Origin of the sequence: Mesorhizobium silamurunense (assembly GCF_014843825.1) — a bacterium.
Classification (GTDB): domain Bacteria; phylum Pseudomonadota; class Alphaproteobacteria; order Rhizobiales; family Rhizobiaceae; genus Mesorhizobium; species Mesorhizobium silamurunense.
The window spans coordinates 1-12,716 of record NZ_JHQR01000308.1 but is presented as its reverse complement, the minus strand read 5'-3'; the positions used below and the strand labels follow the sequence as shown (position 1 = coordinate 12,716).

The 12,716-nt window shown below is 61.9% G+C and carries 18 protein-coding genes and 1 pseudogene; 5 read left to right on the top strand and 14 right to left on the bottom strand.

Annotation, left to right across the window (positions count from 1 at the left end; translation table 11 throughout):
* On the bottom strand, positions 1 to 207 hold a 207-nt coding region (locus DH10_RS30550; protein WP_192385677.1), incomplete at its 3' end, for a hypothetical protein.
* Between DH10_RS30550 and DH10_RS30545 the strand changes: the two genes are divergently transcribed.
* Positions 206 to 433, top strand: coding sequence for a hypothetical protein (locus DH10_RS30545; protein WP_192244475.1), 228 nt, complete (start codon positions 206 to 208; stop codon positions 431 to 433). The genes DH10_RS30550 and DH10_RS30545 overlap by 2 nt on opposite strands.
* A gap of 20 nt (positions 434 to 453) precedes the next feature.
* A complete protein-coding gene (locus DH10_RS30540; RefSeq protein ID WP_192244478.1) occupies positions 454 to 918 on the top strand; it encodes an NUDIX hydrolase in 465 nt (154 codons plus the stop codon).
* Between the two features lie 111 nt (positions 919 to 1,029).
* Here the strand turns inward: DH10_RS30540 and recO are convergent, their stop codons facing one another.
* From recO to DH10_RS30500, 8 genes are all read right to left on the bottom strand, one after another.
* A complete protein-coding gene (gene recO / locus DH10_RS30535) occupies positions 1,030 to 1,782 on the bottom strand; it encodes a DNA repair protein RecO (protein ID WP_192244480.1) in 753 nt (250 codons plus the stop codon).
* A gap of 91 nt (positions 1,783 to 1,873) precedes the next feature.
* The gene (locus tag DH10_RS30530; RefSeq protein ID WP_192385676.1) at positions 1,874 to 2,767 is read right to left on the bottom strand and encodes an aminoglycoside phosphotransferase family protein; all 894 of its coding nucleotides are present in this window, start codon (positions 2,765 to 2,767) and stop codon (positions 1,874 to 1,876) included.
* Positions 2,768 to 2,811: 44 nt separating this feature from the next.
* Entirely contained in the window at positions 2,812 to 3,744 is a 933-nt protein-coding gene (gene era / locus DH10_RS30525) for a GTPase Era (protein ID WP_192244485.1), read from the bottom strand.
* Positions 3,729 to 4,445, bottom strand: a complete 717-nt coding sequence (gene rnc, locus DH10_RS30520) for a ribonuclease III (protein ID WP_192244487.1) — start codon at positions 4,443 to 4,445, stop codon at positions 3,729 to 3,731. Before rnc ends, era begins: the two co-directional genes overlap by 16 nt.
* 4 nt (positions 4,446 to 4,449) lie before the next feature.
* Complete coding sequence (gene lepB, locus DH10_RS30515) at positions 4,450 to 5,199, bottom strand: signal peptidase I (protein ID WP_192244489.1); 750 nt, start codon at positions 5,197 to 5,199, stop codon at positions 4,450 to 4,452.
* Positions 5,200 to 5,279: 80 nt separating this feature from the next.
* The gene (gene acpS, locus DH10_RS30510; protein ID WP_192244492.1) at positions 5,280 to 5,693 is read right to left on the bottom strand and encodes a holo-ACP synthase; all 414 of its coding nucleotides are present in this window, start codon (positions 5,691 to 5,693) and stop codon (positions 5,280 to 5,282) included.
* Positions 5,690 to 6,274, bottom strand: a complete 585-nt coding sequence (locus DH10_RS30505) for a DUF2062 domain-containing protein (RefSeq protein WP_192244494.1) — start codon at positions 6,272 to 6,274, stop codon at positions 5,690 to 5,692. Before DH10_RS30505 ends, acpS begins: the two co-directional genes overlap by 4 nt.
* 327 nt (positions 6,275 to 6,601) lie before the next feature.
* Entirely contained in the window at positions 6,602 to 7,063 is a 462-nt protein-coding gene (locus DH10_RS30500; protein WP_192244497.1) for an IS66 family transposase, read from the bottom strand.
* Positions 7,064 to 7,233: 170 nt separating this feature from the next.
* On the opposite strand from DH10_RS30500, the pseudogene DH10_RS30495 reads away from it, so the two are divergent.
* Positions 7,234 to 7,949, top strand: a pseudogene (locus tag DH10_RS30495) (IS21 family transposase); the annotation flags it as partial.
* 429 nt (positions 7,950 to 8,378) lie between these two features.
* On the opposite strand, the gene DH10_RS30490 reads toward DH10_RS30495, so the two are convergent.
* Entirely contained in the window at positions 8,379 to 8,726 is a 348-nt protein-coding gene (locus tag DH10_RS30490; protein WP_192244499.1) for a hypothetical protein, read from the bottom strand.
* A gap of 588 nt (positions 8,727 to 9,314) precedes the next feature.
* Between DH10_RS30490 and DH10_RS30485 the strand changes: the two genes are divergently transcribed.
* A complete protein-coding gene (locus DH10_RS30485) occupies positions 9,315 to 9,542 on the top strand; it encodes a hypothetical protein (RefSeq protein ID WP_210324993.1) in 228 nt (75 codons plus the stop codon).
* 451 nt (positions 9,543 to 9,993) lie between these two features.
* Here DH10_RS30485 and DH10_RS30480 read toward each other — a convergent pair whose 3' ends face one another.
* Positions 9,994 to 10,650, bottom strand: coding sequence for a hypothetical protein (locus DH10_RS30480; protein WP_192385675.1), 657 nt, complete (start codon positions 10,648 to 10,650; stop codon positions 9,994 to 9,996).
* Positions 10,651 to 10,885: 235 nt separating this feature from the next.
* Here DH10_RS30480 and DH10_RS37355 point away from each other — a divergent pair, with 235 nt between their 5' ends.
* A complete protein-coding gene (locus DH10_RS37355) occupies positions 10,886 to 11,122 on the top strand; it encodes a transcriptional regulator (RefSeq protein WP_246505869.1) in 237 nt (78 codons plus the stop codon).
* A 155-nt stretch (positions 11,123 to 11,277) separates the two neighbouring features.
* Here DH10_RS37355 and DH10_RS30475 read toward each other — a convergent pair whose 3' ends face one another.
* From DH10_RS30475 to DH10_RS30465, 3 genes are all read right to left on the bottom strand, one after another.
* On the bottom strand, positions 11,278 to 11,658 hold the full coding sequence (locus tag DH10_RS30475) for a VOC family protein (RefSeq protein ID WP_192244503.1): 381 nt from the start codon (positions 11,656 to 11,658) through the stop codon (positions 11,278 to 11,280).
* Between the two features lie 8 nt (positions 11,659 to 11,666).
* Positions 11,667 to 12,245, bottom strand: coding sequence for an orotate phosphoribosyltransferase (gene pyrE, locus DH10_RS30470; RefSeq protein ID WP_192244505.1), 579 nt, complete (start codon positions 12,243 to 12,245; stop codon positions 11,667 to 11,669).
* Positions 12,246 to 12,271: 26 nt separating this feature from the next.
* The coding region (locus DH10_RS30465; RefSeq protein WP_192385674.1) for a RelA/SpoT AH/RIS domain-containing protein at positions 12,272 to 12,716 on the bottom strand (445 nt) is incomplete at its 5' end.

Sequence of the window (12,716 nt, the reverse complement as noted above, 5' to 3'; positions counted from 1 at the left end):
CGCAACCACGGCCGCTGCGGCGAGCGCTTCGTCCGGCGCGCCTTCCGTCACCGCGTCCGCCTTGGGCGCTCGCTGGGGGACACCCGAGAGCACCAGGCTGCGCAACGCGCCAAGCTCGCGCTCGATCAACCCAATGCGGGTCTGCTGGCGCGAAATGATGACGAATAAAGCGATGACCGCAGCAATGGCAATCAGGCCGAAAAACATGGCGGTTCCCCTCAAAACCGTACCAATCGTGGCCGACAAATGCGGCAATGAGACGGCTATTGAAATCAGCGCTTTGCCGGCCTGCAAGATCGAGCATGTTTCGGCGCCGATTGCCAGCAACCGCAAGCTTTATCCAATGGCAACACGTCGACACGGCCGGGACTCGGGCGGCAAATTACCTGCCGCTGGCCGCGAAATACTCGTGCTATTCTCGAACGCCCGCTGAAATTGCCGTGAGGATAATCGATGCCGCAACGAAGCGCTGGCCTGCTGATCTACAGGCGAACCGCCGGTGTGTTCGAATTCCTGCTGGTCCATCCCGGCGGACCGTTCTGGGCAAGGAAGGATGAAGGCGCCTGGTCGATCCCGAAGGGGCTGATCGGCGACAAGGAAGATGAGCTTCAGGCCGCCCGCCGCGAGGCCGAGGAAGAACTCGGCCTCGCCATCGACGGCGATTTCCAACCTGTCGGCAGCTACAAGCAGCCGGGTGGCAAGATCGTCATCGCCTGGAGCGTGGAAGCGAACGTCGACGCTGATGCGATCAAGAGCAACATGTTCACCTTGGAGTGGCCGCCGAAGTCAGGCACCACGAAGGAATTCCCAGAGGTGGACAGGGCCTGCTGGTTTTCACTTCCTGAAGCCGGCCTCAAGATCCTGAAGGGCCAGCGCGCCATCCTCGACGATTTTCTGGAGCGGCGGGGCGCCGATTAGAGCGTTTCACCGTTTCATGGAAACGGCGAAACGCTCTATCTCTTTGTTCTTACGCAATTCCGGACGGAAAACCGCTGCGCACTTTTCCTGGAATTGCTCTAGACGCTCGCCCTATTCGTCGGCGATCGCCTTCACCGCCGCCTGATGCCGGCGCAGCGCAGCCAGGAAGCCGGCGCGCGCGTCGGGTGGCTCGATGCCGCGCGGCTCATAGACATGGCGGGTGAGGAAGAAGCCAGTCAGCCGGAAGGCGTCTTCCAGCGCCGCAGCATCGGCGCGCAGGCCGGAGCCGCGCTGCAGGAAGGCAGGCAGCGCCAGCATCTTGTCGCGCCAGGGCTCGCCGGCGGCGCGCGAGACCGCGCGTCCGGATTTCGGCGAAACATACGCGAGATCCTGCCGCGTGCCGGTCGCCGCGCATTGGCTGAGATCGAGGCCGAAGCCGAGTTCATCCAGAATAAGCAGTTCGAAGCGCGCCACCAACTCGCCTGCGGCATCGGCGTCGTCGAGATGAGAGATCATCACGGCAAGAGCCTCGTAGAGGCCGCCATGGGCGTCGCGCTCGGGCAGAAGCCTGAGATGCGCGGCCATGGTCTGCAGGCCGTAAACCGCAATCGCGCTGTCCATCAGCCGCGCGGCGTTCATCTCGATCGCCTCGGCCTGGAAGACGCCGAGATGCTCGTCGAGCCGCGCCCGCCACAGAAGTTCGACGCGGTTGCCGGGCTGCAGCACCGGCTGCTGCTTGCGCGAGCGGCCGCCGCGCACGAGACCGAGATGGCGGCCATGCGCTCGCGTCATCACCTCGAGGATGGCGCTGGTTTCGCCATGCTTTCGGGTGCCGAGAATGATTCCCTCGTCGCGCCATTCCATGGGACCGAGCTTTTCACCTGTTGCGCGGCGAAATCAAGATTTTGGGGCACCGTCGGCGGTCTGTGCTGACATTCGTCAGCGTGACCGCTCATCACGTCCAGTGTTCGCGATCGGCGAGCACCTCATCGATCACCCGTCTGGACCTCTGGGCCTCGGCCTGGTTGGCGTCGTGACCGGCAGCGGTGATCAACGCCTTCCACAACGTCCAGCCGCGGCCGCGCGCCCAGGTCGCCTGATCGACGGCGATGCGATCGCGAAACGCCTCGCGGCTTTCGCCTTCGAAGAACGTCCAGGCGATCGCGAGATCGCAAGACGGGTCGCCGACGCCCGACGTACCGAAGTCGATGACGGCGCTCAAGCGGCCGTCTTCGACCAAGATATTGCCCGAGGCGACATCGCCATGGAACCAGACGGGCGACCCGTGCCAGGTTGCGGCAAGGGCCGCTTCCCAAACTGTGGTGGCCGCCTGCGTATCGATCTCGCCTTCGAGCGCGGCGATGGCCTGCCTCGCCTCGCCGTCATAGACGGTCGGCGGTCCGCCGCGATAAAAATTGTGCTGGCCCGGCGCCGGCCCGCCGGTTGGATCGATCCGCTTCAGGGCGACCAGGAAATCGGCGAGCGAGAGCGCGAACGCGCGAAGGTCGGCGATGCGCGCGGTCTTTGCCGTCTCGCCTTCGATCCAGCGGTATACGGACCAATGCCAGGGATAGCCCGTTGCCGGCTCGCCCATGGCCAGCGGCACCGGGATCGGCAGCGGCAAAAGCGGCGCGAGCTTGGGCAGCCAGCGATGCTCCTTCTCGACCTGCAGCGAATAGGGAACCGCGCTTGGCAGCCTGACCGTCATTTCGTCGCCGAGATGGAAGGTGCGGTTGTCCCAGCCGCCGGAAGCAACCGGTCTGATCGGCAGATGCCGCCATTCAGGGAACTGCGACTCGATCAGCCGGCGCACGAGATCGGTGTCGATATCTACCTTAGGATTGTGCATGCCGTTGTCCCAGATCGACGGGCGGCATTCCTAGAGGACATGCATCAGTGGGGAAACTCCAGTCCCATTTCGCGGTAGCGCTCGGGGTCGTCGCCCCAGTTCTCGCGTACCTTGACGAACAGGAAGAGGTGCACCTTCTGCTCGAGGATTTCAGCGATCTCGGTGCGCGCGGCCTGGCCGATGGCGCGGATCGTCTCGCCCTTGTGGCCGAGCACGATCTTCTTCTGGCTGTCGCGCTCGACATAGATGACCTGCTCGATGCGCACCGAGCCGTCCTTCTTCTCTTCCCACTTCTCGGTCTCGATATGGGAGGAATAGGGAAGCTCCTGATGCAGCCTGAGATACAGTTTCTCGCGTGTGATCTCGGCCGCGAGCTGGCGCATCGGCAGGTCCGAGATCTGGTCCTCCGGATAGTACCAGGGACCGGCGGGAAGCGTCTCGGCGAGATAGTCGAGCAAATCCTTGCAGCCGGAGCCGGTGAGCGCCGAAACCATGAAGGTGCGCTTGAACGGCACGCGTTCGTTCGCTGCCGCCGCCAGGGTCAGAAGCGTCTCCGGCTTGACGCGGTCGACCTTGTTGAGGACGAGCAGCATCGGCTGCTTAACGTCCTTCAGCCGGTCGAGTATGGCGTCCGCGTCGCCTCTGATGCCGCGCTCGGCATCGATCAACAGCACCACGACATCGGCATCCTTGGCGCCGCCCCAGGCGGTGGTGACCATCGCCGTGTCGAGACGCCGCTTCGGCTTGAAGATACCGGGCGTGTCGACGAAGACGATCTGCGCATTGTCATGCGTGGCGATGCCGCGCACGATCGCGCGCGTCGTCTGCACCTTGTGGGTGACGATGGAGACCTTGGCGCCGACCAGTTGATTGACCAGCGTCGACTTCCCGGCATTGGGCGCGCCGATCAGCGCGACGAAGCCGGAGCGCGTGGCTGGCGTTTCGGAAGTTTCGGTTCCGGTCATGCAGCGCTCCATACGCCTTCGCGCAGCAGCAGCGCCGCCGCTGCTGCCTGCTCCGCCTCGCGCTTGGAACGGCCGCTGCCGATCGCCGGCGCGAAGGAGCCGACCTTGACGCTGACGGTGAACAGCGGATCGTGGTCAGGGCCTTCGCGAGCGTCGATGCGGTAGGCCGGGACGGCGCCCGATGCGGCCTGATGCGCCCATTCCTGCAATTCGGTCTTGGCGTCGCGGCGGGCGGCACCGATCGCCTGCGAGCGCGGCTGCCAGTAGCGATGGATGAAAGCGCGCGCCGCCTCCAGGCCGCCGTCGAGATAGAGCACGGCAATCAGCGACTCCAGCGCATCGGCGCGCAGGTTGGTTCGCTTGCGGCCTTCAAGGTTGCGCACGTCGGAGCCGGCGCGGACCAGTTCCGGCAAGCCGATCTCCTCGGCGATCTCGGAGAGCGCTTCGGCATTGACCAGCGCGTTGAGGCGCAACGAGAGTTCGCCCTCGGCGGCCTCTGGAAAGGCCGCGAGCAACATGTCGGCCACGACGAGGCCGAGAACGCGGTCGCCCAGGAATTCGAAGCGTTCGTAGTCGACGCCGGCATGGGTCGAACGCGCGCTGGCATGGGTCAGCGCGCGCTGCAGACGCTGGCGGTCGGCGAAGACGTGGCCGGTGCGCTCGACAAGCGCTTCGGCGAGGGCAACGGCGGTCAAACGCTTGGTGGCCGCCATGACCTTAGTGGACGAGATGGAACAGGCGCCCGGCGCGCATCAGCGATGGCCACTTCCAGATTTCCAAGGGGCTTGCGCCATCGGCAATCGAGAAGAAGATGACGTTGGCACGGCCGACGAGGTTCTCGGCTGGCACGAAACCGACGGTGAAGCGGCTGTCGGAGGAGTTGTCGCGGTTGTCGCCCATCATGAAATAGTGGCCGGGCGGCACGTCGAACTCGCGCGTGTTGTCGCCGATCGAAGTGGGCGTCAGGTCGAGCGTGTCATAGGTGACGCCGTTGGGCAGCGTCTCGCGATAGACGTCGACGGGACGGTCGACCTCGGTGATATCGGGATTGTCGATCTGGCCGACCTTTTCGCGCGGCACGGCGGTGCCGTTGATGAAGAGCTGGCCGTCCTTGACCTGGATCTTGTCGCCGGGCAGGCCGACGACGCGCTTGATGTAATCGACGGACGGATCCGGCGGGAACTTGAACACCACCACGTCACCGCGCTTGGGCTCCGAGCCCCAGATGCGGCCTGAGAAAATGTTGGGTCCGAAGGGCAGCGAGTAGCGCGAATAGCCATAGGCCCATTTGGTGACGAACAGATAGTCGCCTTCGAGCAGCGTCGGCCGCATCGAGCCGGACGGGATGGAGAAGGGCTGGAACAGCAGCGTGCGGATCACGAGCGCGAGCAGCAGAGCCTGGATGATGACGGAGAAGGTTTCCCCAAGCCCGCCGGATTTCTTCTGCGATTTTTCAGCCACGCTCATGTCGTCCTCGATTGTGCGTTGGTTGGTATAGAGTCTCGGCGCGCGCTGGGCAACGTCATGCCGCCCGTGGTCAGATGGAATCAATGTGGCGCTTGTTCGGCGGGTACTGCCTCGATGATCACAAAGGCTTGAGCAAGCGGAAAATCGTCGGTGATGGTGAGGTGAATCAACGCGCGATGGCCCTTGGGCAGGATTTTCTCCAGCCTGGCGGCAGCGCCGCCGGTGAGCGCCATGGTCGGCGCGCCGCTGGGCAGATTGACCACGCCCATGTCGCGCCAGAACACGCCCTCGGCCATGCCGGTGCCCAGCGCCTTGGCGCAGGCCTCCTTGGCGGCGAAGCGCTTGGCGTAGGAAGCGGCACGGGCCGCGCGCTTCTCGGACTTCGCCTGCTCGACCTCGGTGTAGATACGCTGGATAAAGCGCTGGCCGTGCCGTTCCAGCGACTTCTCGATGCGTCTGATGTCGATCAGGTCGCTGCCGATGCCGATGATCATTCCGCGGGAACTTCCCGTCCGCCGCGCTTGGCCTTGTCGGCACGTTCGGCCATGCGTTTCTTCCGTTGCTCACGGAACACGGTCATACCCCAGCGGGTGATGCCGTAGAACACAAGGCCGAAGAGCAGTCCGAGCGGCACCGCGCCGATCAACATCGGCTCCAGGATGGGGTGCCACAGCTTGGCGAAGGAAAGCGTGTGCATCATTTCGCCGAGATGCTCGGGCGGCCCGTGCTTGGGCAGGCGCTCATGCAGGATGAGCTTGCCGGTTTCCCAGGACGCGCCCCAGAGCAGCGGGAAGGTCAGCGGATTGCCGAAGAAAACCGCGCCGAGCGCCGCAGCCACCAGATTGCCGGCGATCACCCAGCAGAGCACGGCGGCGATGACGAAGTGGAAGCCAAGCGGGAAGAAGGAGGCGAAAACGCCCGCCGCGACGCCGGCCGCGACGGAATGGGGCGTCGCCTTCAGCCGCAGGATGCGCTTGGAGAAATACTGAACGGAGCGCGAAAAGGAGCGGCGCGGCCACAGGTAAGTACGCACCCGCTCCAGGAGGCCATCAGGCTCTCGGCGTCGAAAAAGCACTCTGTTTCAGTTCCTGGTCCAACATACGCTCCCCTGCCATCGGGGTCGCGCCGACTTATCTTGCGCTTCGAGAGCGCAGGAAGGCAACAAAACTTTGATATAGCGATCGCCAAGCCACGGAACAACGAAACGCCGCCGCGATGGTCTGCCGCAGGCCGTAAGATGGTCTGCCGCAGGCCGTAAAAAGAGCGCCATTCTGGCAAAACTGAGGAGTGAACCGGGAGGCAGGGCCGATGATCATCCCACTTACCACTTTTCGAGTACGCTCGATCACGCTTCAATACATTGAAGTGTAACGATTTTTTGGCCTGTCGTGGAGCCGGATACCTATTTGGGGGTCCGCCGGCGATGATAAACGCGCTCAATACGATAACAGGGCAAAAGTGGTGGCGGCCAGGTGCAGCTGACGATGTTTGGCAGGCATTGGATTTGTGGAGCATCGTCGATTGCGAGGCGGGCACCGAGATAGTCCCAAAAGGAGATGCGGAGCTTTTGGCAGGTTTTGCTAAGGCAGAGGAAGGCATCGCGACAGGAGCGCCCAGCCTCTGAGCGGGTACCGCCGGAGATCTTGCGCCTGATCACCTGGCAGCGGATGTCATTTTCCGAGCCGTTGGTGTGAAGCGGGATCTCAGGCCGATCGAGAACGGTCAACAACTCGGCCTTGTTAGCATGCAGCCTGGTTAGCAGAAGATCAAGCATGGCAAAGCCGGCGCGGCGTTTGAAGATGCGGTCGAAACGGGCCAGCAACTGGGTCTTGCGGCGGCGTGAGGGTTGGCTGCGCGGCGACAAACAAAGGTGAGACCCAGCGTCAATCAGGATGAGACTCTGCGGCGGGGGTGTGACGTAGGGAGGGCGCAGTCCGACCGGAGTTGCACCCCCCGCCGCAGAGCAAATTTTCGGCGTCTGTGATCGCGGTCAGCCCGGCAGTTAGTGATTTTTCTGGATGGAGAATCACCTTTGTGCCGGGTCGCCAGGTAACCGATCATCAGACGAGGCTTTTATGAAGTACCGACAAAATCACTCTGTCGAAGTCGCCGCCGCGAAGGCGTCGATCAGCCGAGCGACAGCCTACCGCATCGAGCACGATCCCCGACTTCCCTGGCAGAAGAAGCAGCCCCCGCGGGTGCCGTCGCCTCGATCCGCTCGAGCATATCTTTGACGCCGAAGTCGCTCCGCTTCTCGAGGCCGCTCCTGGGATCCGGGCGGTCGCGGTTTGTGACGAGATGCTGCGGCGGCATCCGGAGTTGTCCGTAGGCATTCACCGCACGCTTGAGCAGCGCATCCGGTCATGGCGAGCCGTTCACGGTCAGGAACAGGAGGGATCTTCCGCCAGACCCATGAACCCGGCCGGCGGGGGCTTTCGGATTTTACCGACATGAGCAACCTCGGCGTGACGATCGCCGGTGAGCCGCTCGATCATCTGCTCTATCACTTCCGGCTCGTCTGGTCGGGCTTCGAGCACGCCCATGTCATCCTTGGCGGCGAGAGCTTCGTCGCTCTGGCGGAAGGTCTGCAGAACGCGCTGGGGTCGGTCGGCGGCGCGCCGCTCTATCATCGCAGCGACAGCCTATCGGCCGCCTTCCGCAACCTCGTTGCCGATGCCAAGGCCGATCTCACGCATCGCTATGAGGAACTGTGCGCCCGTTACCGAATGCCCCCGACCCGCAACCGCCGCGCAGCGCCGCTGGCGGCAATGGCCACGCCTTCACCTATCCGGCTGGGTGCTTCCTATATCCTGATGCTGACGGCGTTCCTGGTGGACAATGGACAGGTTCTACCGGGCTGGCGGGAGCTTCCCCACACTGCCCTGTGGTTTGAGCCAAGCGTGCTCGGGCTGCCGTTTTTGATCGATGTGCTGTTCAGGCATCTGCTGGTCGTTGATTACGACCAACTCCGCTGGCGACAGAATCCAAACTGAGGCAATACCCGTCTCCGTCTTTGCATGACGATCACTATCGCCCAAGGCCAGACGTCAACCAATCGCCGGTGGAACGCACATGTTCAGATTGTGAACAGGGAACCCCCATTTCGGCCCGTAGTCTCCGTGGCGATTCCGCAATTTTTACGGCTGAGTTGTCCGACTGCAGAGTTCACAGATATCTATCTATTGTGTTAACTTCTGTTTCTTCTCCATCTCGAAATACTCTTCAATTGCACGGTCATACTCCGCGCGATCTTCTCGGTTCATATTCCTGTATCCGTCTTCGTTTACCATAAAGCCAGTCTTTTCATACGCATATACAAAATGTTTAGGAGTACCGGCGACCAGCATAGCCTTCTTAATTGTCGACTTTATTTCTTCCTCGCTCAGTTGGATGGGAACATCAGAATTGTCAACAAAGAAGACTTGGTAATCTCGACTTTGTTCTCGGCCAAACTTCTTTATGAACGCTTTTCGCCGTTTCCGCAAAATCTTCTCCGCCGCAGAACTCAACCTTATTTTTCGAGACATCTTTTCCTCCTATCAAACTGGCTTCCCGACCGGAATCTCTACCAAACGTCGCGACGCTCAGGGCATTCATGTCTGAAATTGGGGATAGAGACACACGGGCCCGGCGGGCGGCGCGCCGACTTGAGCGGCCCCGCCACCATGTGAGTCGATCCATTCAAGCTGGTCCTGAGCCGAATTTGTCGAGGTCTCGTGGATAGTCGCTCTTGGTCTTCTCCTTGAGGCTCAGCGTCGCGAACTTATGGTCAAGCAGGGCGAACAGGTCCAAATCCCCCACCGCTCTCACCCTCCGCTTCCAATGTGGCCTTCTGAGGAGGATGACCTTTGTTGTCGTTAGCCGCGCGCGATTCTTCGAAATGCTATCGCGCAACCTGCCGGCCGAGCAGGCGGGCAATGGACAGGACAGCTCGTTCAGCCATGTCCCGTTCCGACATGTCGGCGCTGTCACTAACGCCTGTATTGCCGTTCGCAGGCTTGGCGTCGTCCACCATGGCGCACCTGTTCTTCCATGAAGATCAGGAGCATTGAGCGAAGGGATGATCAGCAAGTCAAGTCCAGCTGCCGCGCGGTCGTAGTGTAGCGTGCAAATACTTGAGCAATGCGCTGCGGCTGCAGCCCTCGCTTTTGGACGAGGCCCGGAAGGTGGCGGAAAGCGAAGGCGTGCCGCTCAACCAGCTCATCAACGTGGCTGTTGCCGAAAAGCTCTCGGCGCTGCGGACGGAAAGCTACTTTTGGGGAACGGGCTTCCCGTGCGGACATCCCCAAGGCGCACACAATCCTGAAGCGAGCCGGCAAAGGCAAAGCGCCGGTCAAGGGTGATGAACTTCCGGAGTAAGATGACTTTAGGGACGGAGCGGTCCTGCTCATTTCGGCAGCTGGTCTATTTCCCAAAACTGCGCCGAGCCCGCGGTGGCTTGTCAGGGACGCCCGAGGCGGCGAAACGGAACAGGGCCCAACTCTGCATGGCGGCAATCAATGAAAAGGACGCAAGCGAGCCTTTAGCACTATCAGTTCAGGCTCGGCTTCCGAAGAGCCCGCCTGAAGACAATCAAATACTTGAAACCAGAAGCGATATTCCGGCATATCGCCCTTGCAATTCGCCGCCAGGGCGCCCCAGGCGATCGCCGTTACTGCCAAATCGCCCACAACGCTCTTGCCGCGTCGGCGACTTCGATAACGGACCACTCGCCAAGCAACGCGGCACTATCGGCAGTCTCCCGGTGACAACGAGAATCGTCGATTATAATAGGCGATCCACCGGCTGGCTTTTTCATGCTGTGCCTCCATCCGCCTCGGCCCAGACGCGCAACCTTCTACCTTCCCGTTTTCGAGCCGGTTTCGATTGGAGCATCTCGCTTGCAAGCATCTGTTCAGGAACGAGCCTCTGGCCGATGCGAATGACATCATCGAGTGTCGAGCGGATCTGCGGCCAGGGAAACTCAATGCTGTCTTCGGAAACTTCTCCTTCCCTCAGCACGGCATCAAGCTTGGCTGCCACACCGGCAAGGGAAGCAGCGGGGGTCTCGGACAACATTTCAAGCATGTCTTCGGCCCGGTCGGCTGACTCCCGCTCGGCGTGCAGCGCGGCGGAATAGCCGATTTCCCTGTCGGCGGCATCCCAGCGCGCCTGATGAGCCGCAAAATCGGCTTCGGCCTTCGCGCGCGTTGCCTCATCTTCCGGGCAAAGATCGAGCACTTCCTGAAGCGCCCCGCGTGAATGCAGCGTCACGCTTTCACCGTCGCGCAGCCGGATGGTCGCACAAGGAAAGCCAACGGATTCGGCCAGTTTCCGCTCCAGGCGTTGCTGCTGACGGCAAAGCCGCTCAGCCTGCTGATGGGCCGCCTGCCATTTGCGCCACACTGCCACCGCGGGATCGGTGGGTTCGTCCTTCTCTAATCGTTGCGGGCAGCCGCTGTTGGCTGCCATGCCGCCATTGCAATTGCCGTTCCCGTAAGTACCCTCCTGCGGGTGACGAGAGGCAAAGTCGTGGTATTGTCGGAATCACCCATGATCCGAGCTCCCAATAGCTAGGGTTGTGATCAGGCTGCTGGGTGGTCGTAACACCATCAGCAGCCGCTTTTAAGCCAGCCTATAATCGTATCAGGGATACGATAATTCGACCGAAAGCCCGGATCAACAAAAATCGTATCAATGTTACGAAATGAATGTCGTTCAATGTAAAATGGCGCGTGTGGCGCTCGGCTGGGGAACCAGAGACTTGGCTCGTAACGCAGGCGTCTCACCTGATACCATTGCCCGTTTTGAGCGAGGCGAAGAACTTAAAACGTCAACCGTTGCGACGATTCGGGCCACGTTTGAGGCAGCTGGAATCGAATTTATCCCAGAAAATGGAGGTGGACCTGGCGTCCGGCTATCCCGTCGGCTGGACGGCAAATGATGCCTAGCAGTAGTTACTGCTCCTTTGACCCATGGCACAGATTTGCTGTAATTGACTCTGAGTGCCTTCATCTGAGAACGGCACGAGTGCATACACAATCTCCATTCGATAGGCTTTGCGCTATGCAGCTTGGTCTGAATTGACCGAAAAGAAGGCTATGCCAGATACTCGCTGACCTCGACCAGATTGTCGTCGGGATCGCGGAAATAGACCGACATCATCCTGCCGCAGGCGCCGATGCGCTCGACCGGACCGACTTCGATCGCCACGCTGTTGGCCTCGAGGCCGGCGCGGATATCGGAAAGAGACACCGCCGCGACGAGGCAGAAATCGCCGGAGCCCGGCGTCGGCGCCTTCGCCTTCGGCTCGAAGGTGCGGCCGACCTCGTGAAGGTTGATCTTCTGCGATCCGAAGAGAAGCGCGGTCGGCCGGTTCGGTTCATCCAGCCGCCGCATGCCGAGCACGCGCTGGTAGAAATCGCAGGCCGCTTCGACCGAGCGGACCGTCAGCACGAAATGATCGATGCCGGCGATCATCTTGGACCTCAAATGTTCCGGCTGCCGGGTTTGACGGCTGGGATGGCGGCAAGCTCCGGCGGCAGGCGGTCCGGCGGATAGGCCGGCACTTCATATTCGGCAAGTGCGATCAGCGGCACGCCGACATCGGTCTTGCCGGCCGAGCGGTCGATGATGCAGGCGGCGGCCACCACCTCGGCGCCCAGCTCGCGCAAGCAGTCGATGGTCTCGCGGATGGAAAGACCTGTGGTGACGATGTCCTCGACGATGACAACCCGCGATCCCTTGTCGATCTCGAAGCGGCGCAGCTTGAACTCGCCCCCTTCCCGCTCGACCCAGATCGCCGGCGCACCGAGATGGCGCGAGGTCTCGTAAGCCGGGATCAGGCCGCCGATCGCCGGACCGACGATATAGTCGATCCTGCCCGGCACCGCTTTGCGGATCTTCTCTGCCAGCGCCTTGCACAAGCGCTCGGTCTTGTCGGCATGCATGAAGACGCGCGCCTTCTGCAGGAAGATTGGACTGCGCAGTCCAGACGTCAGGATGAAATGGCCTTCGAGAACCGCGCCGGCCTCGCGGAAAATGCCCAACACTTCGTCGGTATTCATCTCGTTCCCCAGTGACAGATCGTAAACTAGCCGTTCACGCGACGCGCATCGCTGACGCTCGAATTGTCCTTGAGCTGCGACAGCAGCCGGTTGAGGTGCTTCAGGTCCCAGACCTCGAGGTCGATCAGCATCTCGGTGAAATCGGGCGCGGTGCGCACCATCGACAGCGTGTGGATGTTGGCATCGTTGGACGCGACGACCTGCGCTATGTCGGCGAGCGATCCCGGCGCATTGATGGCGGTGACCGAGATACGGGCCGGAAAGCGCTCCTTGGTGCGCTCGTCGATGTCCCAGCGCACGTCGATCCAGCGCTCGGGCTGGTCGTCGAAGGCCTGCAGGGCCGGCGACTGGATCGGATAGATGGTGATGCCGGTTCCCGGCTGGATGATACCGACGATGCGGTCGCCTGGCACCGCCCCTTCCGGCGCGAAGCGCACCGGCAGGTCGCCGCGCACGCCGCGGATGGGCACC

What these genes read in the sequence shown, in the direction of transcription:
- DH10_RS30545 (WP_192244475.1), top strand. Translation starts at nt 206, where the DNA reads ATGGCGGTTCCCCTCAAAACCGTACCAATCGTGGCCGACAAATGCGGC.
- DH10_RS30540 (WP_192244478.1), top strand. Translation starts at nt 454, where the DNA reads ATGCCGCAACGAAGCGCTGGCCTGCTGATCTACAGGCGAACCGCCGGT.
- recO (WP_192244480.1), bottom strand. Translation starts at nt 1,782, where the DNA reads ATGGAATGGCGCGACGAGGGAATCATTCTCGGCACCCGAAAGCATGGC.
- DH10_RS30530 (WP_192385676.1), bottom strand. Translation starts at nt 2,767, where the DNA reads ATGCACAATCCTAAGGTAGATATCGACACCGATCTCGTGCGCCGGCTG.
- era (WP_192244485.1), bottom strand. Translation starts at nt 3,744, where the DNA reads ATGGAGCGCTGCATGACCGGAACCGAAACTTCCGAAACGCCAGCCACG.
- rnc (WP_192244487.1), bottom strand. Translation starts at nt 4,445, where the DNA reads ATGGCGGCCACCAAGCGTTTGACCGCCGTTGCCCTCGCCGAAGCGCTT.
- lepB (WP_192244489.1), bottom strand. Translation starts at nt 5,199, where the DNA reads ATGAGCGTGGCTGAAAAATCGCAGAAGAAATCCGGCGGGCTTGGGGAA.
- acpS (WP_192244492.1), bottom strand. Translation starts at nt 5,693, where the DNA reads ATGATCATCGGCATCGGCAGCGACCTGATCGACATCAGACGCATCGAG.
- DH10_RS30490 (WP_192244499.1), bottom strand. Translation starts at nt 8,726, where the DNA reads ATGTCTCGAAAAATAAGGTTGAGTTCTGCGGCGGAGAAGATTTTGCGG.
- DH10_RS30480 (WP_192385675.1), bottom strand. Translation starts at nt 10,650, where the DNA reads ATGGCAGCCAACAGCGGCTGCCCGCAACGATTAGAGAAGGACGAACCC.
- DH10_RS37355 (WP_246505869.1), top strand. Translation starts at nt 10,886, where the DNA reads ATGAATGTCGTTCAATGTAAAATGGCGCGTGTGGCGCTCGGCTGGGGA.
- DH10_RS30475 (WP_192244503.1), bottom strand. Translation starts at nt 11,658, where the DNA reads ATGATCGCCGGCATCGATCATTTCGTGCTGACGGTCCGCTCGGTCGAA.
- pyrE (WP_192244505.1), bottom strand. Translation starts at nt 12,245, where the DNA reads ATGAATACCGACGAAGTGTTGGGCATTTTCCGCGAGGCCGGCGCGGTT.